19 protein-coding genes are annotated in these 21,376 nt (G+C 64.2%); 15 read left to right on the forward strand and 4 right to left on the reverse strand.

All coding sequences use genetic code 11. The annotated features are described in order from the left end of the window. The first annotated feature begins 55 nt into the window (after positions 1 to 55). The 5 genes from ppsA to AC23D4_RS02810 all read left to right on the forward strand — a co-directional run bounded on the left by ppsA (position 56) and on the right by AC23D4_RS02810 (position 8,216). Positions 56 to 2,467 (forward strand): phosphoenolpyruvate synthase, encoded by a 2,412-nt coding sequence (ppsA, locus tag AC23D4_RS02790; RefSeq protein ID WP_472887239.1) that lies wholly within the window; start codon positions 56 to 58, stop codon positions 2,465 to 2,467. 151 nt (positions 2,468 to 2,618) lie between these two features. Then, a complete protein-coding gene (locus tag AC23D4_RS02795; protein WP_472887238.1) occupies positions 2,619 to 2,852 on the forward strand; it encodes a hypothetical protein in 234 nt (77 codons plus the stop codon). Between the two features lie 17 nt (positions 2,853 to 2,869). Next, positions 2,870 to 5,647, forward strand: coding sequence for an ATP-binding protein (locus AC23D4_RS02800; RefSeq protein ID WP_472887237.1), 2,778 nt, complete (start codon positions 2,870 to 2,872; stop codon positions 5,645 to 5,647). Next, positions 5,644 to 6,018, forward strand: coding sequence for a response regulator transcription factor (locus AC23D4_RS02805; RefSeq protein WP_472887236.1), 375 nt, complete (start codon positions 5,644 to 5,646; stop codon positions 6,016 to 6,018). Before AC23D4_RS02800 ends, AC23D4_RS02805 begins: the two co-directional genes overlap by 4 nt. Beyond that, the gene (locus tag AC23D4_RS02810) at positions 6,015 to 8,216 is read left to right on the forward strand and encodes a 3'-5' exonuclease (RefSeq protein WP_472887235.1); all 2,202 of its coding nucleotides are present in this window, start codon (positions 6,015 to 6,017) and stop codon (positions 8,214 to 8,216) included. Before AC23D4_RS02805 ends, AC23D4_RS02810 begins: the two co-directional genes overlap by 4 nt. A gap of 37 nt (positions 8,217 to 8,253) precedes the next feature. Here AC23D4_RS02810 and AC23D4_RS02815 read toward each other — a convergent pair whose 3' ends face one another. Beyond that, positions 8,254 to 10,110 carry a putative nucleotidyltransferase substrate binding domain-containing protein gene (locus tag AC23D4_RS02815; protein ID WP_472887234.1) on the reverse strand — a complete coding sequence of 619 codons (1,857 nt, stop codon included), beginning with the start codon at positions 10,108 to 10,110 and terminating at the stop codon, positions 8,254 to 8,256. A 168-nt stretch (positions 10,111 to 10,278) separates the two neighbouring features. On the opposite strand from AC23D4_RS02815, the gene AC23D4_RS02820 reads away from it, so the two are divergent. From AC23D4_RS02820 to dnaB, 9 genes are all read left to right on the forward strand, one after another. Continuing rightward, positions 10,279 to 10,575, forward strand: a complete 297-nt coding sequence (locus tag AC23D4_RS02820; RefSeq protein WP_472887233.1) for a hypothetical protein — start codon at positions 10,279 to 10,281, stop codon at positions 10,573 to 10,575. Continuing rightward, positions 10,572 to 11,147, forward strand: coding sequence for a tetratricopeptide repeat protein (locus AC23D4_RS02825; protein WP_487623688.1), 576 nt, complete (start codon positions 10,572 to 10,574; stop codon positions 11,145 to 11,147). Before AC23D4_RS02820 ends, AC23D4_RS02825 begins: the two co-directional genes overlap by 4 nt. 74 nt (positions 11,148 to 11,221) lie before the next feature. Next, complete coding sequence (locus AC23D4_RS02830; RefSeq protein WP_472887231.1) at positions 11,222 to 11,482, forward strand: DUF4212 domain-containing protein; 261 nt, start codon at positions 11,222 to 11,224, stop codon at positions 11,480 to 11,482. A 3-nt stretch (positions 11,483 to 11,485) separates the two neighbouring features. Beyond that, positions 11,486 to 13,594 carry a sodium:solute symporter family protein gene (locus tag AC23D4_RS02835; protein WP_472887230.1) on the forward strand — a complete coding sequence of 703 codons (2,109 nt, stop codon included), beginning with the start codon at positions 11,486 to 11,488 and terminating at the stop codon, positions 13,592 to 13,594. 149 nt (positions 13,595 to 13,743) lie between these two features. Continuing rightward, positions 13,744 to 14,133 carry a 30S ribosomal protein S6 gene (rpsF, locus tag AC23D4_RS02840; protein ID WP_305362689.1) on the forward strand — a complete coding sequence of 130 codons (390 nt, stop codon included), beginning with the start codon at positions 13,744 to 13,746 and terminating at the stop codon, positions 14,131 to 14,133. 8 nt (positions 14,134 to 14,141) lie between these two features. After that, entirely contained in the window at positions 14,142 to 14,444 is a 303-nt protein-coding gene (gene priB, locus AC23D4_RS02845) for a primosomal replication protein N (protein WP_305362688.1), read from the forward strand. Positions 14,445 to 14,456: 12 nt separating this feature from the next. Beyond that, entirely contained in the window at positions 14,457 to 14,738 is a 282-nt protein-coding gene (rpsR, locus tag AC23D4_RS02850) for a 30S ribosomal protein S18 (RefSeq protein WP_177139773.1), read from the forward strand. A 13-nt stretch (positions 14,739 to 14,751) separates the two neighbouring features. Further along, positions 14,752 to 15,204, forward strand: a complete 453-nt coding sequence (rplI, locus tag AC23D4_RS02855) for a 50S ribosomal protein L9 (protein WP_472887229.1) — start codon at positions 14,752 to 14,754, stop codon at positions 15,202 to 15,204. 211 nt (positions 15,205 to 15,415) lie between these two features. Then, positions 15,416 to 16,846 (forward strand): replicative DNA helicase, encoded by a 1,431-nt coding sequence (dnaB, locus tag AC23D4_RS02860; RefSeq protein WP_472887228.1) that lies wholly within the window; start codon positions 15,416 to 15,418, stop codon positions 16,844 to 16,846. A 66-nt stretch (positions 16,847 to 16,912) separates the two neighbouring features. On the opposite strand, the gene AC23D4_RS02865 is transcribed toward dnaB, so the two are convergent. The 3 genes from AC23D4_RS02865 to AC23D4_RS02875 form a co-directional block, all read right to left on the reverse strand. Further along, positions 16,913 to 18,703: a PhoH family protein gene (locus tag AC23D4_RS02865; RefSeq protein WP_472887227.1), complete on the reverse strand. Its 1,791-nt coding sequence runs from the start codon at positions 18,701 to 18,703 to the stop codon at positions 16,913 to 16,915. 183 nt (positions 18,704 to 18,886) lie between these two features. After that, entirely contained in the window at positions 18,887 to 19,363 is a 477-nt protein-coding gene (locus AC23D4_RS02870) for a peroxiredoxin (RefSeq protein ID WP_305362684.1), read from the reverse strand. 178 nt (positions 19,364 to 19,541) lie between these two features. Beyond that, a complete protein-coding gene (locus AC23D4_RS02875; protein WP_177139783.1) occupies positions 19,542 to 19,922 on the reverse strand; it encodes an Mth938-like domain-containing protein in 381 nt (126 codons plus the stop codon). A 157-nt stretch (positions 19,923 to 20,079) separates the two neighbouring features. Between AC23D4_RS02875 and AC23D4_RS02880 the strand changes: the two genes are divergently transcribed. After that, positions 20,080 to 21,360, forward strand: coding sequence for a pyridoxal phosphate-dependent aminotransferase (locus AC23D4_RS02880; RefSeq protein WP_472887226.1), 1,281 nt, complete (start codon positions 20,080 to 20,082; stop codon positions 21,358 to 21,360). Positions 21,361 to 21,376: the final 16 nt, after the last annotated feature.

The following is a 21,376-nucleotide window of genomic DNA, read 5'->3' on the forward strand; positions in this document are numbered from 1 at the left end:
GGTCGATAGCACGGTGCATGGAGCCCCCGGTTTTTTAACCTTGAGGAGTCTTTCCATGTCCAACCTGTTTTCCCCGACCGATCTGGTCGTGCCCTTCGAACATTTGCGAATGTCCGACGTCGAATCCGTCGGCGGCAAGAACGCCAGCCTCGGCGAGATGATTTCGCAGCTGCCCAGCGGCGTGAAGGTGCCGACCGGCTTTGCCACCACGGCGCACGCCTTCCGCGAATTCCTGAAATACGACGGCCTGACCGAGCGCATCAACGCCCGCCTCGACGCGCTCGACACCGAAGACGTGCGCGCCCTGGCCGCCGCTGGCGCCGAGATCCGCGCCATGGTCGAAAACCAGCCTTTTCCGGCCGACCTGGAAAAGGCCATCCGCGACGCGTTCACCACGCTGGTGGGAGACAACGACAAAGCCACCTTCGCCGTGCGGTCCTCCGCCACGGCCGAAGACCTGCCCGACGCTTCGTTCGCCGGCCAGCAGGAAACCTTCCTCAACGTGCACGGCATCGACGAGGTGCTGCACAAGATGAAGGAGGTGTTTGCCTCGCTGTACAACGACCGCGCCATCAGCTATCGCGTGCACAAGGGCTTTGCCCACGCCGACGTGGCCCTGTCGGCCGGCGTGCAGCGCATGGTGCGCTCCGACACCGGCGCGGCCGGTGTGATGTTCACCATCGACACCGAATCCGGTTTTGAAGACGTGGTCTTCATCACCTCCAGCTACGGCCTGGGCGAGACGGTGGTGCAGGGTGCCGTGAACCCCGATGAGTTCTATGTGCACAAGCCCATGCTCAAGGCCGGCAAGCGCGCGCTGATCCGCCGCAACCTGGGCAGCAAGCTGATCCAGATGACTTTCACCACCGCCGAAGAAAAAGCCGCCGCCGGCGCGCTCAAGGGCAAGCTGGTGAAGACGGTGGACGTGCCGGTCGAACAGCGCAACCGCTACAGCCTGAGTGATGCCGACGTCGAGCAGCTGGCGCACTACGCCATGGTGATCGAGCAGCACTACGGCCGCCCGATGGACATCGAGTGGGGCAAGGACGGCATCGACGGGCAGCTGTACATCCTGCAGGCCCGTCCCGAGACGGTGAAGAGCCAGACGGCCGGCAAGACCGAGGTGCGTTACAAGCTCAAGGGCAAGGGCGCCGTGCTGGCCTCCGGTCGCGCCATCGGCCAGAAGGTCGGAACCGGCCCGGTGCGTCTGGTGCACAACATCAGCGAGATGGACAAGGTGCAGCCCGGCGACGTGCTGGTGACCGACATGACCGACCCGAACTGGGAGCCGGTGATGAAGCGTGCCAGCGCCATCGTGACCAACCGCGGTGGCCGCACCTGCCACGCCGCCATCATCGCGCGCGAGCTGGGCATCCCGGCCGTGGTGGGCTGTGGCGACGCCACCGAAACCCTCAAGGACGGCACCCTGGTGACGGTGAGCTGCGCCGAGGGCGATACCGGCCACATCTATGACGGCCTGCTGGAGACCGAGATCACCGAAGTGCAGCGCGGCGAGATGCCTCCGCTGGATGTGAAGATCATGATGAACGTGGGCAACCCCCAGCTGGCGTTTGATTTCGCGCAGATTCCCAACGGTGGTGTGGGTCTGGCCCGTCTGGAATTCATCATCAACAACAACATCGGCGTGCACCCCAAGGCGATCCTGGACTACCCGCAGATTGATGCCGACCTGAAGAAGGCGGTTGAATCGGTGGCGCGTGGCCACGCTTCGCCGCGCGCCTTCTATGTGGACAAGGTGGCCGAAGGTGTGGCGACCATTGCCGCAGCTTTCTGGCCCAGGCCGGTCATCGTGCGCCTGTCGGACTTCAAGTCCAACGAGTACCGCAAGCTGGTGGGCGGCAGCCGCTACGAGCCCGATGAAGAGAACCCCATGCTGGGCTTCCGCGGCGCGGCACGCTACATCAGCGAAGACTTCCGCGAAGCCTTCGCCATGGAATGCGAAGCCCTGAAGCGTGTGCGCGAAGACATGGGACTGGACAACGTCCAGGTCATGGTGCCGTTCGTGCGCACCCTGGGCCAGGCCCAGCGGGTGACCGAGTTGCTGGCCGAGAAGGGCCTCAAGCGCGGCGAGAACGGGCTCAAGGTCATCATGATGTGCGAGATCCCGAGCAACGCCGTGCTGGCCCACGAGTTCCTGCAGTTCTTCGACGGCTTCTCGATCGGCTCGAACGACCTCACCCAGCTCACCCTGGGCCTGGACCGCGACTCGGGCCTGGAGCTGCTGGCCAAGGATTTCGACGAGCGCGACCCGGCCGTCAAGGCCCTGCTCAAGATGGCCATCAGTGCCTGCAAGGCCGAGGGCAAGTACGTGGGCATCTGCGGCCAGGGCCCCAGCGATCACCCGGATTTCGCCCAGTGGCTGCAGGCCGAAGGCATCAGCTCGATCTCGCTGAACCCGGACTCGGTGGTGGACACCTGGCAGCTGCTGGCAGCGTCCCAGAAGTAAAGCGCGGGCAAGCCACGGCGCACGGCGGCAGGGGGCAACCCTTGCCGCCTTTTTTGTTGAGCTGCAACGTAAGCCCGTGGTCAGTGCTTGGGGCACAATCCTTTGAGACTGGCGCGGCGATGCATCGCGCCCGCCGCTTGAGGAGACACACATGTTTCAAGGCCTGGATGCCCAACGCCTGGTGGCCCTGTTCGTGGCCGGCTGGGCCTTGTTGAGCTTTCCTTTGCTGGCGCTCTGGGACCACGAAGCGAGGGTCTTCGGGTTGCCACTGTTTCCCCTGGCCTTGTTCGGCATCTGGGCGCTGCTGATCGCGGCGCTGGCCTGGATCGTCGAGCGCGGACGTGAACGCGATCCCGCCGCCAGCGACACCGCCCGGCCCCACTGACGCAACACGACCCGCCCATGCTGTCCGCCCCGCTGGTCATCGCCGTTTCGTTTGCCTACCTGCTGCTGCTGTTCGCCGTGGCCTACTGGGCCGACTGGCGCGCGGCGCAAGGCCGCTCGGTGATTTCCAGCCCCTGGGTGTACGCCCTGTCGATGGCGGTGTACTGCACCGCCTGGACCTACTTTGGCAGTGTGGGCCGCGCGGCCAACTCGGGCGTGTGGTTCCTGCCGATCTACCTGGGTCCGATGCTGGCCATGATCCTGGCCTGGATGGTGGTGCGCAAGATGATTCGCGTGGCCAAGACCTACCGCATCACCTCCATCGCCGACTTCATCGCCAGCCGCTATGGCAAGAGCCCTTTGCTGGCCGGCCTGGTGACGCTGATCACGGTGGTCGGCATCGTGCCCTACATCGCCCTGCAGCTCAAGGCGATCGCCAGCGGTTACGCTGTGCTGACCTCGCCGCTGGGCTCACCCGCGGTGCAAAGTGCGCAGTGGTGGACCGACAGCACGCTTTATGTGGCGCTGATGCTGGCCGGTTTCACCATGGTGTTCGGCGCCCGCCACCTCGACAGCACCGAGCGCCACGAAGGCATGGTGGCGGCGATCGCTTTCGAGTCGGTGGTCAAGCTGGTGGCGTTCCTGGCCGTGGGCCTGTTTGTCACCTTCGGCCTGTTCGCGAGTCCCGCGGCGCTGTTTGACCAGGCCTATGCCATCGACGGACTGCGCCGTCTGATGCAGTTCGGGCAAGGGCAACCGTTCGCTTACGCGCAGTGGTTTGGTCTCACCCTGCTGGCCATGCTCTCGGTGATTTTTCTGCCGCGCCAGTTCCAGGTGATGGTGGTGGAGAACGTGGACGAGCAACACCTGCGCCGCGCCGTCTGGGTGTTCCCGCTCTACCTGCTGCTGATCAACCTGTTTGTGCTGCCCATCGCCATCGGTGGCCTGCTGCACTTTGGCCCTGGACGCATGGATCCCGAGACCTTCATCCTCTCGTTGCCCCTCTCGCAGGGCTACGGCGCGCTGGCGCTGGCGGCCTTCGTCGGCGGGCTCTCCGCCGCCACGGGCATGGTGATCGTTGAAGCGATCGCGGTGTCCACCATGGTCTGCAACGACCTGGTGATGCCGATCCTGCTGCGCATGCACCGCTTCGGCGCGCGTGCCAGCGGGGATCTCACGGGTCTGCTGCTGGGCATCCGGCGGCTGGCCATCCTGGGCATCCTGCTGCTGGGCTACCTGTATTTCCACCTGGCGGGCGAGGCCTATGCGCTGGTGAGCATCGGCCTCATCAGCTTCGCCGCGGTGGCGCAGTTCGCGCCCGCCATGCTGGGTGGCCTGTACTGGAAAGGTGGCACGCGCCGCGGCGCCCTGGCCGGGTTGCTGCTGGGCTTCGGCTTCTGGGTCTACACGCTGATGCTGCCTTCGCTGGCCAAGTCGGGCTGGCTGGACGCCGAGTTCCTGCAGTTCGGTCCTTTGGGCTGGAACTGGCTCAAACCCGAGGCGTTTCTGGGACTCTCGGGGCTGGATAACCTGACGCACTCGCTCTTCTGGAGCCTGCTGGCGAACATCGGTGCCTACGTGGGGGTGTCGCTGTGGCGGGCGCCGTCGGCGGCTGAAACCAGCCAGGCGCTGTTGTTCGTTGATGTGTTCAACCGCACGGCGCATGCGCGGCCGGTGTTCTGGCAAGGCAAGGCACAGGTGTCGGCGCTGCTGCCGCTGACCGGGCGCTTTCTCGGTGTGGACGTGGCACAGCGACTTTTCGAAGGGTATGCGAGGCGCCTCGGTGTGGCCGGCATCGACCAGATTCCGGGCGATGCGCGTCTGGTGCAGTTCGTCGAAACCCAGCTCGCGGGGGCGATCGGCAGCGCTTCGGCGCGGATCATGGTGGCGGCGGTGGTGGAAGAGGAAAAACTGGACCTGGGCGATGTGATGCGCATCCTCGACGAGGCCTCGCAGCTGCGTGCCTATTCGCATGCGCTGGAGGACAAGTCGCATTCGCTGGAGCGGGCCACGGCCGAGCTGCGCGAGGCGAACGAGAAGCTTCAGAGCCTGGACCGCATGAAGGACGACTTCATGTCCTCGGTGACGCACGAGCTGCGCACGCCCTTGACCTCCATCAGGGCCTTGTCGGAGCTGATGCGGGATGATGACCACATGGACACGGCGCAACGACAGCAGTTCCTGGGCATCATCGTCACCGAGGCCGAGCGGCTGAGCCGGCTGGTGAACCAGGTTCTGGACATGGCCAAGATCGAGGCCGGGCACGCCGAATGGCATGAAACCGATGTGAACCTGCGCGAGCTGGCTGAACAGGCTGCCAGCACCATGATGGAGAGCTACCGCGAGCGCGGGGTGGCGCTGGTGCTGACCTTGCCAGGGCAGGTGAATGCCGTGCGGGCGGACGCCGATCGTCTCACACAGGTGGTGCTGAACCTGCTGTCGAATGCCCTGAAGTACGCCCCTCGAGAAGGGGGGCGCGTGGTGCTGCGCCTGCATGAGGATCCGGACCGCCTGACTGTGGAGGTCGAAGACAACGGCCCGGGCATCCCGCTGGAACAGCAGGCCGTGGCGTTCGAGAAGTTCCGGCAGGTGACCGGCGACGATCACTACCGGGCCGGCGGCACGGGGCTGGGCCTGCCCATCAGCCGCCAGATCGTGGAGCATTTTGGCGGCAGCATGTGGCTGCGCTCGACGCCGGGGCAGGGCGCCTGCTTCGGTTTCTCGCTGCCTCGCCACGCACAGACCGCTGTCGATGGCACACACAACGACAAACACCAGAGGAGCACAGAAACATGAGCCAGAAAATACTGATCGCCGACGACGAACCCAACATCCTCATTTCGCTGGAGTTCCTCATGAAGCGCGAGGGCTTCGAGGTGGTGCTGGCGCGCGATGGCCAGGAAGCGATGGATGCGATTGAGCGCGAGCGCCCGGCGCTGGTGTTGCTCGACGTGATGATGCCGATCAAGACCGGTTTTGATGTCTGCTGCGAAGTGCGTGCCAACGAAGACCTGCACGACACCCGCATCCTGCTGCTCACCGCCAAAGGCCGCGACACCGACGTGGCCAAAGGCCTTGCCTTGGGCGCCAACGCCTACATGACCAAGCCGTTTTCGACCAAAGAGCTGGTGCAGAAAGTGCGTGAGCTGCTGGGCGCGACGCCATGAGCGGGCAGAAGAAAACCGACCGCCGTCTGTGGTGGCTGCTGGGTGTGGCGGGCCTGGTGTCGGTGGCGTGGTTGCTGGCGACTTTGGGTCTGTTGGGTTCGACCCTGGAGCCGGACGACCGCGCGGTCGTCTGGGGCCTGCTGGGGGATCGACTCATGCTGGTCAGCCTGACCTGGGGCGCTGGCATGGCGGCCATCGCCTGGGGTCTGAAGCGCTGGTTCGACCACTGGGTCACGCCCTCGGTGCAACTGGCCGAAGAGGCACAGGTGCTGCTGCGCACCGACGTCGTGCGTGAACTCACGCCCAAGGGCAACGTCGAGACCAAGGTGCTGGTGGGGCTGTTCAACCAGCTGGTGGGGCAGCGCGAAGAGCTGCGGCGAGAGATGGACGCCAAGGTGCATGAAGCGGCGCAAGGCATCGAGCAGGAAAAGTCGCGCCTGGCTGCGTTGATGTCCGAGCTCACGCAAAGCGTCGTGGTCTGCAACCTCGACGGCCGCATCATCCTCTACAACAACCGCGCGCGCATGCAGTTCCGGGCGCTGTCGCAGGCGCCCGGCGTGGCCGGTGGCGCCGAGTTGATCGGCCTGGGGCGTTCGATCTACAGCGTGTTCGACCGCAAGCTGGTGGCCCACGCGCTGGAGAACATCCAGCAGCGCATGCTGCGCGGTGCCGGCCAGCCCTCGGCACAGTTCGTCACCACCACGGCGGCCGGGCAACTGCTGCGGGTGCAGATGGCGCCGGTGCGCTCGCCCCAGGCGCAGGCCGCCGAGGCGGCGGCCGACCGCATCGAACTCACCGGCTTCGTGCTGATGCTGGACAACATCACGCGCGACTACGAGGCCGAGTCGGCCAAGGACCAGGTCCTTCACTCGCTCACCGAAGGCAGCCGCTCGGCGCTGGCCAACATGCAGGCCGCGATCGACATGCTCGATTACCCGGACCTGGAAGCCGCCATGCGCGAGCGCTTCCTGGGCGTCATCCGCGAAGAGACGCGCGCGCTCAGCCAGCGCATCGGGGCGCTGGAAGCGGGTTCGGCCGACAGCCTCAAGACCCGCTGGCCGCTGGAAGACATGCTGGGTGCCGACCTGGTGAATGCGGCGCTGCGCCGCATTGAGGTCGTGACCAGCCTGCCGGCTTCTGCGCTGGACGTGGACAGCGCCCTGTGGCTCAAGGTGGAGAGTTTTTCGATGCTGCAGGCGCTGGTGTACCTGGCCGGCCGCCTGGCCGACGAGTTCCAGGTGCGTTTCGTGCAACTGCGTCTGGCGCCCGCGGCGGGCAGCCCGGGCAAAGCCCAGCTGGACCTGATCTGGTCGGGCCCGGCGGTGAGCACCGAGACGGTGATGAGCTGGGAAATGGACCCGATGAAGGTGGGCGCTGACACCACGCGCCTGACTGTTCGCGACGTGGTCGAGCGCCACGGAGGCGCTTTCTGGTTCGAGCGCGAACGCGTGCGCCACCAGGCCTTCTTCCGTTTCCTGCTGCCGCTGGCAAACCCCCAGGAGCAGGTGGATGCCGCCACCTTCCTGAAGAGCGAAAGCCGCCCGGAGTATTACGACTTCGACCTGTTCAAGACCACCGAGCAGACGCGCACGCTGGACGACCGCAAGCTCGTCGATCTGGTCTACACCGTGTTCGACACCGAGACCACCGGGCTCAACCCGTCACAGGGCGACGAGATCATCCAGATCGGTGCGGCGCGCATCGTCAACAGCAAGCTGCTGCGCCAGGAGTGTTTTGAACAGCTGGTGGATCCGAAGCGCCCGATCCCGGCGGCATCGATTCCGATCCACGGCATCCAGCCCGAGATGGTGCTGGGTCAGCCCACCATCGACCAGGTGCTGCCGGCGTTTCATGCGTTTGCGCAAGACACCGTGCTGGTGGCGCACAACGCCGCGTTCGACATGCGCTTCCTGCAGCTCAAGGAGGAACAGGCGGGCGTGGTCTTTGACCACCCGGTGCTCGACACGCTGCTGCTCTCCGCGCTGATCCATCCCAACCAGGATTCGCACCGGCTGGAGGCCCTGGCCGAGCGCTTCAACGTCACCGTCATCGGGCGCCACACCGCCCTGGGCGATGCCATGGTCACCGCCGAGGTGTTCGTGAAGCTGATCCCGATGCTGGCCGAAAAGGGCATCCACACCCTGGGCCAGGCGCGCGAGGCGGCGCAGAAGACGTACTACGCCAGATTGAGGTATTGACCCTCCGCGCCGCGTTCTCAGGCGCGGCGCGGGAGGGTCAAAAGTGATAGCGCTGGCCCAGCACGCTTTGCAGTGACTGGACGACCGTGAAGGCGTCCTTGAGCTGGGTGCGTTCGAAGTTGGAGATGTCGTCCGGATTCAGGTAGTTGTCGGGGTCCAGGCCGGCGGCGATCTGGCGGGCCTGGTGCTGTATGCGGGTGAAGGCCAGAAACTCCAGCGCATCGCGCAGGTCGCGGGCGCTCTGTTCGCTGATGGAGCCGCCCGCTGCGGCACTCAGCAGCCGGTCGTGGGTGTTGACAGCGTCGTCGCCACCGGCCAGCGCGTAAACCCGCGCCAGGTCGACGATGGGCACCACGCCGGTGTGCTTGAGGTCGATGGTGCCTTTGTGCTCGCCGCTGCGGATGCTCGAGATGCCCTTGAACATGCCCAGTGGCGGCTGGTGCGTGAGCGCGTTGCCCACCATGTGGGCAAGGAAGATGCTGTTGCCCTTGGTGCGTTCGAGCACATCGTGGCGCAGTTCGTCGAGCAGCCGGGCATTGCCGTGTACCGCGCGCAGGTCGAAGAACACGCAGGTGAGCATCAGGGATTTCGGGTCGGGCTGGCCGGTCCAGCGTGCGAAGTACTCGGCCCAGCGCCGGCTCGGCTGGCGCCAGGTGTCGGTCATGGCCATCATTTCGCCGGGACAGTACACGTAGCCGCAGGCGTCCAGCCCGTCGCAGACGAATTGGGCCAGGGCTTTGAAGTAGGCGCCGTGTTGCGCCTCGTCGTAGCTGTCGTCGAGCACCATGCAGTTGTCCTGGTCGGACTTCGCGGTCTGTTCGCTGCGCGCCTGGGAACCGGCCGCCACCCACACATAGCCCACCGGCGCCGGGCCAAACCGGGCTTCGCCGAGTTGCAGCAGCCGGCTGGTGATGGCGTCGGTGATAGCGGTGATGATGTGGCCGGTGCTGTAGGCCGATGCCTGGGCCGAGGCCAGGCTTTGCTGCAGGCGCTTGATCTTGGTGCTGGCCTGCTGCAGGCCTTCGATGCTGGATTGTTTGTAGATGTCGCCCGCCAGGTACACGGCCGAGGTGCTGTGCTGTTCGGTCAGGTCGGTGGCGGTGATCATGCCGACGATGCGCTGGCCATCGAGCACCGGCACGTGGTGGATGTTGTGGCGCGCCATGAGCAGGAGCGCATCAAAGGCCGGGTTCTGCACGTCGATGGTCATGGGGGCCAGCGTGGCGATGTCCATGATCGGGCGTGATGTGTCCATGCCGGCGGCGATCACGCGGTTGCGCAGGTCGCGGTCGGTGATCAGGCCGAAGAGGTGGCCCTGTTCCACGATCAGGACCGACGACACCCGCTTCTCGCTCATGACCTGCGCCGCCTCACGGACGCTGGTTTGCGGGGGCAGGGTGATGGGCGCGCGTTTGATCAGCGCGCGCACCGGCGTGGTCATCAGGTTGAGCGCGGGGTCGGTCTCTGTTCCGGTGCTGGCACCGGATGTGCGCGGGCTGCCCGCACCCCGGGGCAGAAAATAGGCCAGGGCAGGGGCCTCCTGACGCAGCGCCTTCAGGGTGGCGTGCTCCAGTTGCGCGATGCTGCAGGCACTCAGGGCCACCGCCGAGCTGACCATCAGGTCCGCGCCCTGGTCCAGGCCAAAGAATTCGCCTGCTTGCAAGCCGAGCATCGGTTGACCATCGGCGTCCTGCAACTCCACGGTGCCATCGATGAGCCAGTAAAGATGGGTCGTGAACGCCTCGCCGTCTGCCACGCGTGCACCCGCCTCGTACCGTTGAACCGTCAGGGCTTTGGCCAGCGAAGCCTGGGCGCCGGAAGGCAACCGGCCGAACACACGATGGTCTTCGATGGTGGTGGTGAGCGAAGGGGATTTGCGGGCGGATGCACTCATGTCCTGGACCTGTTGGGATGCGTGTCGAGCATGCTACACCCCGCGAGAAGGGGCTATCGCGGGTATACCCTGTTGGCGTTTGACCTGTGTCACGGGCGATGTCGATGATTCTGTAAGAACTTGGTAAGCTCGAAATCCAGAATGGCGCCACCCTGTCCTGAGCCTCGCATGTTGATCCTCCTCTCTGCCGTCAAACTCGTTGCCGAAATCGCCCTGCTGGCGCTGCTTGGGCAATGGGTGTTGGGTTTGCTGGCGGGCCAGCGTCGGGCACAGAACCTCTTCTACCAGCTGCTGCAGCAGATAGCCCGGCCATTTGTCCAGCTGGCTGGTTGGGTGACGCCACGGGTGGTGCTCGAGCGCCACCGACCGCTGGTGGCCTTTCTGATCCTGGGTTTTGTCTGGCTGGCGGCCACGGCGGCCAAGATTGCCCACTGCCTTGATATCGGGGTGCAGCTGTGTCGATGAAGGCGTGGCTTCTCTCTCGGTTGGGGCGATGGCAGATCCGGTTGCTGTTGATGTTCGGACTGGAGCGGCAGGCGCTTGCGCAGGTCTTGCGTCGCCTCGATGCCCATCCCTCGGACGCGTTTTCTCTGGCCACGGGCGCACACCTCCACGCCAACCTGGGCGACCCAACCGCTGCGCAGCGACTGCTGGAGCGGCTGGTCCGGCTGCACCCTGAGCGGGCGGACGGCTGGTTCAATCTGGGCTATGTGTGCGAATCGCTGGGCCTGTTGGCGGCGTCCGAGGTGGCGTTCCGCCGTGCGATCGCCCTCGATCCCCGGCTGGACCGGGCGTGGTACGGCCTGTCGCTCAGCCTCATCGCCCAGCAGCGCCTGGACGAAGCCCTGCTGGCGCTGCGCAAGAACACCGAGCTGCAACCCATGAACCCCTATGGCTGGTACCAGATGGCCCGGGTGCAGGTGGATCGGCAGGCGCCTGAAGAAGCCGAAAAAATCATTCTCCACCTGCGCGGGTTTGAGCCGCGTGTGGCAGCCCAGCTGGAGCGCGAGACCGGCCTGGGGGCCGTCCGTGCCTGAGGCCCGGTTGTTAGCCCTCACCGCGTGGCGGATGTGATGGCAGCCAGACGTTGTTGAAGAAACCAATGGATCCCATGGAACCCACCGAGAACCACCGCCGCTACTGGCGGAAAAACCTGAACATCACGGCCGTCCTGCTGGCGATCTGGTTTCTCGTGACCTTCGTGGTGAGTTACTTCGCCCGCGATCTGAACTTCAATTTTTTCGGCTGGCCCTTCAGCTTCTGGGTGGGGGCGCAGGGCGCCCTGGTGGTGTACTGCCTCATCATCGGGTTCTACGCTTGGTACATGAACCGGCTCGACATTCGGCACGGTGTGGATGAGGACGGGGCATAAACCATGACAGGTCGACCCGAGTCCCGGCGCAGCGCCAGCGACATCGCCGCCAGCAAGACGTTCAAGCAGCAGCTCGACAAGGTGTACCTCTGGTACACGGGCGGGTTCGTGTTGTTTGTGGTCAGTCTGGCCGTGCTGGAGAAGATGGGTCTGCCGCGCGACTGGATCGGCTTCATTTTCCTGCTCGCCACGATCGGTCTCTACGCGGGCATCGGCATCATGAGCCGCACGACAGACGCCACCGAGTACTACGTCGCCGGCCGCCGAGTGCCCGCCGTCTACAACGGCATGGCCACCGGCGCGGACTGGATGTCGGCCGCATCGTTCATCGGCATGGCCGGCACCCTGTACCTCACGGGCTACAGCGGCCTGGCTTTCATCATGGGCTGGACAGGCGGCTATTGCCTGGTGGCCCTGCTGCTGGCGCCATACCTGCGCAAGTTTGGTCAGTTCACCATTCCCGACTTCCTGGGCGAGCGCTATGGCGGCAACCTGCCGCGCCTGCTCGGGATTGCTGCGGCGATCCTGTGTTCATTCACTTATGTGGTGGCCCAGATATCGGGTGTGGGCCTGATCACTTCGCGCCTGACCGGCGTGGCTTTCGAGCTCGGAATCTTCCTCGGACTGGGCGGTATCCTGGTGTGCTCGTTCCTGGGGGGCATGCGCGCCGTGACCTGGACCCAGGTTGCGCAATACATCGTGCTGATCGTGGCCTACATGTTGCCGGTGGTGTGGCTGTCCGTCAAACAGACGGGGGTTCCTGTGCCCCAGGCCATCTACGGGTTTCAGCTTGAAAAGGTGACGGCCAAGGAAAAGCTGCTCGCGAACGATCCCAAAGAGCTGGCCGTGCGCGAGATCTACAAGGCACGCGCGATCGAACTCGCCGCCAGGCTGGAGAACCCCGCAGCCGCCCTGGTGGCCGCCAAGGCAGCCGCCGAGGCAAAACTCGCCGGATTGCGCTCGGCGAATGCGCCGTCGGCGCAGATATCGGCCGCCGAAAAGGCTTTGTCGGCCCTGCCGCGAGATGCAGCCTCGGCCCGGGTCACCTGGAACCGCGCCAAGGTCGAAGCCGACACCAAGTCGTTGCCGCTCAACGGCATGCCGCCCCATGCGGCCCAGTTTGCCGGAGATCCCGACGGAAACGCCGAGGACCGACAGACCTACGACGAATCGCGCCGAAACTTCCTGGCGCTGATCTTCTGCCTCATGGTGGGCACCGCAGCGCTGCCCCACATCCTGATGCGCTACTACACGGTGCCCAGCGTGAAGGAAGCCCGGCAATCGGTGACCTGGTCGCTGTTTTTCATCTTCCTGCTGTACTTCACCGCACCGGCGCTGGCCGTGCTGGTGAAGTTCGAGGTGTTCCATGTGCTCATCGGCACCCCGTTCGACCAGTTGCCGCAGTGGGTTTCCGCCTGGAACAAGGTGGACCCCTCGTTGCTGTCGGTGACCGATATCAACCAGGACGGGTTGTTGCAGCTCAACGAAATGTCCATCGGCGGCGACATCATCGTGCTGGCCACCGCAGAGATTGGTGGCCTGCCTTACGTGATCTCCGGTCTGGTGGCCGCCGGGGGGCTGGCCGCGGCGCTGTCCACCGCCGATGGCCTGCTGCTGACCATCGCCAACGCCCTGTCGCACGACCTCTACTACAAGATGATCGACCCCAACGCGTCCACCGCGCGCCGGGTCACCATCTCCAAGGTGCTGCTGCTCATGGTGGCCCTGGTCGCGGCGTACGTGGCGGCGCAGAAGCCGGCGGACATCCTGTTCCTCGTCTCGGCCGCGTTTTCATTCGCCGCGGCGGCGTTTTTCCCGGCACTCGTGCTGGGCATCTTCTGGAAACGCGCCACCGGCATTGCCGCGGCCCTGGGCATGATCGCGGGTCTGGGCGTCACGTTCTACTACATGGTGACCACACAGCCGTGGTTGCGCGATGTATTTGGGGTCACCTCACCGGTGGAGCTCTGGTTCGGTATCCTGCCGATTTCAGCCGGCGTGTTTGGCGTCCCACTGGGCTTCGCCGTGATCATTCTGGTGAGTCTGGTCACGCCGCCGCCCAGCCGCGAAGTGCAGGACCTGGTGGAGTACGTGCGCTATCCCCGGCGGTAGGCCCCCGGAGCCATTGCTCGGCTTCGGGATGGATGGAGCAAACCAAGTCCGTTTTACAACCACCCTGGTTCTTTGCTAGAATCGCGGGCTTGCCTTGCTGCACCCCAAACAGACGCTGGGGGCGGCTTTTTTATCCAAAAGGAGAGTCTATGCGTCATTACGAAATCGTTTTGCTGATCCATCCGGATCAAAGCGAACAGGTTCCAGCCATGCTGGAGCGCTACAAGGGCATGATCACGGCCGGCGGCGGCAAGATCCACCGCGTGGAAGACTGGGGCCGTCGTCAGATGGTTTACCAGATCAACAAGCTGTCCAAAGCCCACTACCTGTGTGTCAACATCGAGGCCGATCAGGCTGTGATGGCTGAGCTGGAGCACGCCTTCAAGTTCAACGACGCCGTGCTGCGCCACCTGACCGTGCTGAAGAAGAAAGCCGAAACCGGCCCTTCGAGCATGATGAAGTCGGTCGAGCGTGAAGAAGCCCGCAAGGCCCAACCCGCCCCCCACGCCAGCCAGGAACCGCGAGCCCAAGCCGCCTGACCAAGGGCGTGTCGTCGTCAGCGGTCAACCGGTTCCAGCTGTCCGCCGTGGTCGTGCAGGTACAAAGCCTGCGCTACACCCCGGCCGGCATCCCGGCTGTCAATCTCGTGCTGGAGCACGAGTCGACGGTCACGGAAATGGACACCCCTCGACTGGTGAAACTGCAACTGAGGGCTGTGGCCTTCGGTGCCCAGGCCGAAACACTGTCCCGACAGGGGCTGGAATCGGTTTGCGAGTTTCACGGTTTCCTGACGAATGCACGCAACGGCAAAGGCGTCGTGTTTCATATCCAAGATTTCAGCAAGACATAGGAAAGGCCCATCATGGCTGCACCGAAACGTTTCAACAAAGACAAGCGCCCCAAGCGCAACACCCAATCGCTGCTGTTCAAGCGCAAGCGTTTCTGCCGCTTCACCGTGGCGAACGTCGAAGAAGTCGACTACAAGGACATTGATGTCCTGCGTGACTTCATCGCCGAAAACGGCAAGATCATCCCCGCGCGCCTGACCGGCACCCGCGCCTTCTACCAGCGCCAGGTCAACACGGCCATCAAGCGCGCACGCTTCCTGGCCATGCTGCCCTACAGCGACCAGCACCGCGTCTGAAAGAGAGCCTGACATGCAAATCATCCTGCTCGACAAAGTTGTCAATCTCGGCGCCCTGGGCGATGTGGTCAAGGTCAAGGACGGCTATGCCCGCAACTTCCTGATCACTTCGGGCCGTGCCCGCCGCGCCACGCAAAACGCCATCACCGATTTCGAAGCCCGCCGCGCGGAACTCGAAAAGGTGGCCGCTGCCAAGCTGGCTGAAGCCCAGGCTCTGGGCGAGAAGCTGGCCGCCGTGACGGTCAAGCTGTCGCAAAAAGCCGGTGTGGACGGTCGCCTTTTCGGTTCCGTCACCAACCACGACGTGTCCGAAGAGCTGAACAAACAAGGCTTCGCTGTGACCAAGTCGCAAGTTCGCATGCCCAACGGGCCGCTGAAGAACGCTGGCGACTACACCGTGAGCGTCAACCTGCACACCGACGTCACCATCGATGTCGCTGTTTCGGTGCTCGGCGAAACCGCCTGATCGCTCCCGCCATCCCCGGCAGCTTGCTGTCGGGCGTGGAACCGGAAGCCGCCGCCCTCGGGCTGGCGGCTTTTTTATTTCTGCCGGCCACGTTGGCGCTTTGGCCGGACTTGTCCCACGATCTCCCCCGGAAGTTCACGGGTTGTCCACAGACTTGTCCCCTGACAGGCCGGTGCCCCGGACGTACCATTGGCGCTACTTCAGGAAAGCCATGTCAACCGCATTCTCCAGCCCCCTTTCTTCGTTTGATGCCGGACTTGACGAGGTCGATTTCGGTGCCGACCGGCAGATCGCCCAGCTGCGTGTTCCACCGCATTCCATCGAGGCAGAATCCAGTGTGCTGGGTGGCCTGCTGCTCGACAACCACGCCTGGGACCGCGTGGCCGATCTGGTCAACGATTCCGACTTTTACCGCTACGAACACCGTCTGACGTATTCCGCCATCGCCTCGCTGGTCAACGCCAGCAAGCCGGCCGACGTGGTCACGGTGTTCGAGCACCTGCAGAACCTGGGCAAGGCCGACGAGGCCGGTGGCCTGGCCTACCTGAACTCGCTGGCGCAATACGTGCCCAGCGCCGCCAACATCCGCCGCTACGCCGAGATCGTGCGCGAACGCGCCATCCTGCGCAAACTGGTCGCTGCCAGCGACGAAATCGCCACCGCGGCCTTCAATCCGCAGGGCCGGCAGGTCGCCAAGATCCTGGACGAAGCCGAGCAGAAGATCTTCAAGATCGGCGAAGAAGGCTCGCGCATGAAGGAGGGCTTCCAGGGCATGGACACGCTCGTGGTCGAGCTGCTGGACCGTGTGCAGGAAATGGCCGACAACCCGATGGACGTGACGGGCGTGCCCACCGGTTTCATCGATCTGGATCGCATGACCTCGGGCCTGCAGGCGGGCGACCTGGTGGTGCTGGCCGCGCGCCCATCCATGGGCAAGACGGCGTTCGCCATCAACATCGCCGAGCACGTGGCGCTCAACGAAGGTCTGCCGGTGGCGGTGTTCTCCATGGAAATGGGCGCGTCCCAGCTCGCGGTGCGTATCGTCGGCTCCATCGGCCGCATCAACCAGGGCCACCTGCGAACCGGCAAGCTCACCGACGACGAGTGGCCGCGCCTGACCGAGGCGATCGAGAAGCTGCGCAACGTGTCGCTGCACATCGACGAGACGCCGGGCCTGACACCCAGTGAGTTGCGGGCCAACGCGCGGCGCCTGTCGCGCCAGTGCGGCAAGCTGGGCCTGATCGTGGTCGACTACCTGCAGCTCATGAGTGGCTCCAGCTCCGACGGTGGCGACAACCGCGCCACCGAACTGGGTGAAATCTCGCGGGGCTTGAAGATGCTGGCCAAGGAACTGCAGTGTCCGGTGATCGCGCTCTCCCAGCTCAACCGTTCGGTTGAAACCCGCACCGACAAGCGCCCCATGATGAGCGATCTGCGCGAGTCCGGCGCCATCGAGCAGGATGCGGACATCATCATGTTCATCTACCGCGACGAGTACTACACCAAGGACGCCTGCAAGGAGCCGGGCGTGGCCGAGATCATCATCGGCAAGCAGCGCAACGGCCCGACGGGTACCGTGAAGCTGACCTTCCTGAACACGCTCACGCGTTTCGAGAGCCTCGCGGGCGGCGGCGATTTCTGAGCCTCCGACCTTTCAAAGAAAAACCCGGCATGGCCGGGTTTTTCTTTGGGGCCGGTTGAGGCCCGATCAGAGGACTTCACTGGCGAAGTCGGCCAACCGTGAACGCTCGCCACGGGCCAGGGTGATGTGCCCGCCGTGCGGCCAGCCCTTGAAGCGGTCCACCGCGTAGGTCAGGCCCGAAGAACCCTCGGTGAGGTAGGGCGTGTCGATCTGCGCCAGGTTGCCCATGCAGATGATCTTGGTGCCCGGGCCCGCTCGGGTGATCAGCGTCTTCATCTGCTTGGGCGTCAGGTTCTGCGCCTCGTCGATGATCACGTACTTGTTCATGAAGGTGCGACCGCGCATGAAGTTCATGCTCTTGACCTTGATGCGGCTGCGGATCAACTCGTTGGTGGCGGCGCGGCCCCATTCGCCGGCGTTGCCGCCGTCGCCCTTGGCCAGGAACTCCAGGTTGTCGTCGAGCGCGCCCATCCAGGGGCCCATCTTTTCTTCTTCGGTGCCGGGCAGGAAACCGATGTCTTCACCCACGCTCACGGTGGCGCGGGTCATGATGATTTCGGTGTAGCGGCGGTCATCCAGCACCTGGGTCAGGCCGCTGGCCAGGGCCATCAGTGTCTTGCCGGTGCCGGCCGTGCCGGCCAGGGTGACGAAATCGACCTCGGGGTCCATCAGGATGTTGAGCGCGAAGTTCTGTTCACGGTTGCGGCTGGTGACGCCCCAGACGGCGTTTTTCAGGTGCGTGAAGTCCTTGAGCGTCTTGAGGACCGCGGTCTTGTCCCGGATTTCGGTCACGCGGGCGTACAGCGAGGGTTCGCCGGGCGCTTCGAAGTACACAAACTGGTTGATGTAGAACTGGCTCACCGCCGGACCGCTGACGCGGTAGAAGGTGTGGCTGCCGCTGGCCCAGCTCTCGATCGTCTTGCTCTGGCGCGTCCAGAAATCCTGCGGCAGGGCCAAGGCACCCGCATAGAGCAGTTCGCCGTCATCCAGGGTCTTGTCGTTCTGGTAGTCCTCGGCGGCCAGACCCAGCGCACGGGCCTTGACCCGCATGTTGATGTCCTTGGACACCAGGATCACTTCGCGCTGCGGGTGCTTGTCGCGCAAGGCGTGCACCACGCCCAGAATCTGGTTGTCGGCCTTGCCCTGGGGCAGGCTGGCGGGCAACTGGGCGTCCAGCGGTTCGGTCTGGAAAAACAGCAAGCCGCGCGCAGACAGGTGACCGGTGGCTGAGAGCTTGAGGCCGCGTGTCATGTCGCCGCCTTGCTGCGCGACCAGGGCATCGAGCGTGCGGCTGGTCTGGCGGCCGTTGCGGGCGACTTCCGTCATGCCCTTCTTGTGGCCGTCGAGCTCTTCGAGCACGATCATGGGCAGGAAGATGTCGTGTTCCTCGAAGCGGAACAGGCTCATCGGGTCGTGCAGCAGCACGTTGGTGTCCAGCACGAACAAACGGGCCGGTCCGGTTGACCCGCCGGATTTGGCGCGCCCTGCGCGGCGGTTGCTGGCCACGGGCGAAGCGCGCGACACGGTCTCGCTGCCGATTGGTGGTTTGCCCGTTGGCTGGGGCGCACGGAATTCGACCGGTTGGCGTTCGGCTGCCGGGGCGGCGGGAGATGGCCCACGCACGGCAGGTTGGGATGGCACCGGAGCCAACTCTGGCTTGCGCTCCCGGCCACGGGAGCGCGCACCGGCTTTTGAAGTCGTCGCCTCGCTGGCGGGTGCCGCAGGAGCGGCACGCAAGGGAGAGACCGCTCGCTCGGGTTCTGGAGAAAAGCTGATCAATTCTTCTGATGCCCTGAGGCTGTAGGCATCGGAGGCAAGCAGGGCGGCGCGTTTGGAGGGGGCAGGTGGCAGTGGCATGGAGGGCTTGGAGGTTCAGCGCTGGGCCGGAAAGCAAAAAGCCGCCGGGGAAACCGGGCGGCTTTTTGGGCTGCTGAGGGCAGTGAAAGAGGGGCGGGCGAAAGATCTTCCCAATGTCATGAACCCATTATGCACGAGCCATATGACGGTCAAATTCCACCGCCACCGGCGGTGTGGTTAAGCTCAAACGGCCTTTTTCAGGGCCTTGACGGCTTTCAGCACGTCTTCAACATGGCCTGGCACCTTCAGGCCGCGCCATTCCTCCTTGAGCACGCCATCGGCGCCAATCAGGAAGGTGCTGCGTTCGATGCCCTTGACTTTTTTGCCGTACATGATCTTGTTCTTGACCACGCCAAACATATGGCACATTTTTTCTTCCGTGTCGGCGATCAGTTCGAACGGCAGTTCAAGCTTGGTTTTGAAGTCATCGTGCGACTTCATGTTGTCGCGCGAGACGCCGAACACATGGGCCCCAGCCTTGACGAAGTCTTTGTACTTGTCACGGAACTGCATGGCCTCGGTGGTGCAGCCGGGCGTGTTGTCTTTCGGGTAAAAATACAGCACAACGGTCTGGCCGAGGTGGGTCTGGTTGCTGACTTTGATGCCGCTGGTGGCCAGGGCTTCAAATTCGGGAATGGGTTTGTTGACAACGACTGCCATACTGCGTGGACCCCTGACGTAAGTTGGTGGTGATTCGTTGGCTTCCCGGATGCATCGAGAACGCCGTGCGCGGCGTGCGCCCAATGGCTGTCGAGGCAGGAAACAATCCACTATTTTACCCTGAACGGGGATGCCGGGCCGAGGATGGACCCGAATGGACCGCTCGGTACCCGTGTATTCAGGTGCCAATCAGCAGGGCGGCCAGCACCCGCCGGCCTTCGCCGGCGAGGATGTTGTAGGTGCGGCAGGCCGCCAGGGTGTCCATGGTTTCCACGCCAATACGCTGGTTGATCAGGCACTCCAGCATGCCCGGACGCACGAACCGCAGGCGCGGGCCACTGCCAAACACCACCAGCTCGGGCTTTACAGGAGAGCAGCTCAGCAGTTGCTCGAAATGCGCGGGTTCCAGGTCTTCGAACCGCTCGCAGGCCCACGGCAGCAATTCCCCGGACGACGCGAGGATGAGGCTTTGCGTGTGGCGCTGACCGTTGATCGCGATCCATCCATCGCCGTAAGCGTTGATGGTGTGCAGATCGGGCTTGTCAGCGTGCAGTTTCATGGGAAAGTCGGGCGCAGGAATGGGGCGGAGCGTGCACGGATAAGGTGAAAAACTGTGGTCAAATTGCAGGTTTTCCCTACAAGACGCACCGTAATATAGCGCCCAGCGCCATAGCCCGGCTCTCCACCCCTTTCTACGGCCCCAAGCGGGAGGGACTTTGAAAACCATCCAGAAATCCGCCAAGCTCGCCAACGTCTGCTATGACATCCGCGGTCCCATCATGGACGCGGCGCGCCAGATGGAAGAAGAGGGCCACAAAATCATCCGCCTGAACATCGGCAACCTGGCGGTGTTTGGTTTTGATGCCCCCGAGGAAATCCAGCAGGACATGATCCGCAACCTGCCGAACTCGGCGGGGTATTCGGACAGCAAGGGCATTTTTGCGGCGCGCAAGGCGGTGATGCACGAGACGCAGAAGCAGGGCGTCAAGGGTGTGACGCTGGATGACATCTACCTCGGCAACGGCGCCAGCGAGCTGATCGTGATGGCCACCAACGCCTTGCTCGACGATGGCGACGAGCTGTTGCTGCCATCGCCCGACTACCCGCTGTGGACGGCGGCGGTCAGTCTCTCGGGTGGCACGCCGGTGCACTACCTGTGTGACGAGTCCAACGGCTGGATGCCCGATCTGGACGACATCCGCCGCAAGATCACACCGGCCACCAAGGGCATCGTGGTGATCAACCCCAACAACCCGACCGGCGCGCTGTATTCCGACGAACTGCTCCAGGCGATCGTGGCGATCGCGCGCGAGCACGGTCTGGTGATCTTTGCCGACGAGGTGTACGACAAGGTGCTCTACGACGGCGTGAAACACACCGCCATGGGCAGCCTGTCGGAAGACGTGCTGACGCTGACCTTCAACTCCTTGTCCAAAAGCTACCGCTCCTGCGGATACCGCGCGGGCTGGATGATCGTCTCGGGCAACAAGAAGCCGGCCCGGGACTACATTGAGGGCCTGAACATGCTCTCGAACATGCGCCTGTGTGCCAACGTGCCGGGCCAGTGGGCGATCCAGACCGCGCTCGGAGGCTACCAGAGCATCAACGATCTGGTGTGTGAAGGTGGTCGGCTGCGCCGCCAGCGCGACCTGGCCTACGAACTGATCACCGCCATTCCGGGCGTGAGCTGTGTCAAGCCGACGGCGGCGCTCTACATGTTCCCGCGCCTTGACCCGGCGATGTATCCGGTTGAAGACGACCAGCAGCTGTTCCTGGAGCTGCTGCAGGAAACCCGCGTGATGCTGGTGCAGGGCTCGGGCTTCAACTACCCGGACAACCAGCACTTCCGCATCGTTTTCCTGCCGCACGAGGACGATCTGCGCGAAGCCATTGGCCGCGTGGCCAAGTTCTTCGAAGGCTGGCGCAAGCGCCATGCGTCCGCACACGCATCAATCGCCCCCGCAATGGGCAACACCGCCACTCTGGCGGCTCCCTAAACTGGGCACCTCAGGT

Source organism: Hydrogenophaga sp. L76, from assembly GCF_057654755.1.

Excerpts from the sequence above, each read along its gene's own strand:
- ppsA (WP_472887239.1), top strand. The coding sequence starts at position 56 with ATGTCCAACCTGTTTTCCCCGACCGATCTGGTCGTGCCCTTCGAACAT.
- AC23D4_RS02795 (WP_472887238.1), top strand. The coding sequence starts at position 2,619 with ATGTTTCAAGGCCTGGATGCCCAACGCCTGGTGGCCCTGTTCGTGGCC.
- AC23D4_RS02800 (WP_472887237.1), top strand. The coding sequence starts at position 2,870 with ATGCTGTCCGCCCCGCTGGTCATCGCCGTTTCGTTTGCCTACCTGCTG.
- AC23D4_RS02805 (WP_472887236.1), top strand. The coding sequence starts at position 5,644 with ATGAGCCAGAAAATACTGATCGCCGACGACGAACCCAACATCCTCATT.
- AC23D4_RS02810 (WP_472887235.1), top strand. The coding sequence starts at position 6,015 with ATGAGCGGGCAGAAGAAAACCGACCGCCGTCTGTGGTGGCTGCTGGGT.
- AC23D4_RS02815 (WP_472887234.1), bottom strand. The coding sequence starts at position 10,110 with ATGAGTGCATCCGCCCGCAAATCCCCTTCGCTCACCACCACCATCGAA.
- AC23D4_RS02820 (WP_472887233.1), top strand. The coding sequence starts at position 10,279 with ATGTTGATCCTCCTCTCTGCCGTCAAACTCGTTGCCGAAATCGCCCTG.
- AC23D4_RS02825 (WP_487623688.1), top strand. The coding sequence starts at position 10,572 with ATGAAGGCGTGGCTTCTCTCTCGGTTGGGGCGATGGCAGATCCGGTTG.
- AC23D4_RS02830 (WP_472887231.1), top strand. The coding sequence starts at position 11,222 with ATGGAACCCACCGAGAACCACCGCCGCTACTGGCGGAAAAACCTGAAC.
- AC23D4_RS02835 (WP_472887230.1), top strand. The coding sequence starts at position 11,486 with ATGACAGGTCGACCCGAGTCCCGGCGCAGCGCCAGCGACATCGCCGCC.
- rpsF (WP_305362689.1), top strand. The coding sequence starts at position 13,744 with ATGCGTCATTACGAAATCGTTTTGCTGATCCATCCGGATCAAAGCGAA.
- rpsR (WP_177139773.1), top strand. The coding sequence starts at position 14,457 with ATGGCTGCACCGAAACGTTTCAACAAAGACAAGCGCCCCAAGCGCAAC.
- rplI (WP_472887229.1), top strand. The coding sequence starts at position 14,752 with ATGCAAATCATCCTGCTCGACAAAGTTGTCAATCTCGGCGCCCTGGGC.
- dnaB (WP_472887228.1), top strand. The coding sequence starts at position 15,416 with ATGTCAACCGCATTCTCCAGCCCCCTTTCTTCGTTTGATGCCGGACTT.
- AC23D4_RS02865 (WP_472887227.1), bottom strand. The coding sequence starts at position 18,703 with ATGCCACTGCCACCTGCCCCCTCCAAACGCGCCGCCCTGCTTGCCTCC.
- AC23D4_RS02870 (WP_305362684.1), bottom strand. The coding sequence starts at position 19,363 with ATGGCAGTCGTTGTCAACAAACCCATTCCCGAATTTGAAGCCCTGGCC.
- AC23D4_RS02875 (WP_177139783.1), bottom strand. The coding sequence starts at position 19,922 with ATGAAACTGCACGCTGACAAGCCCGATCTGCACACCATCAACGCTTAC.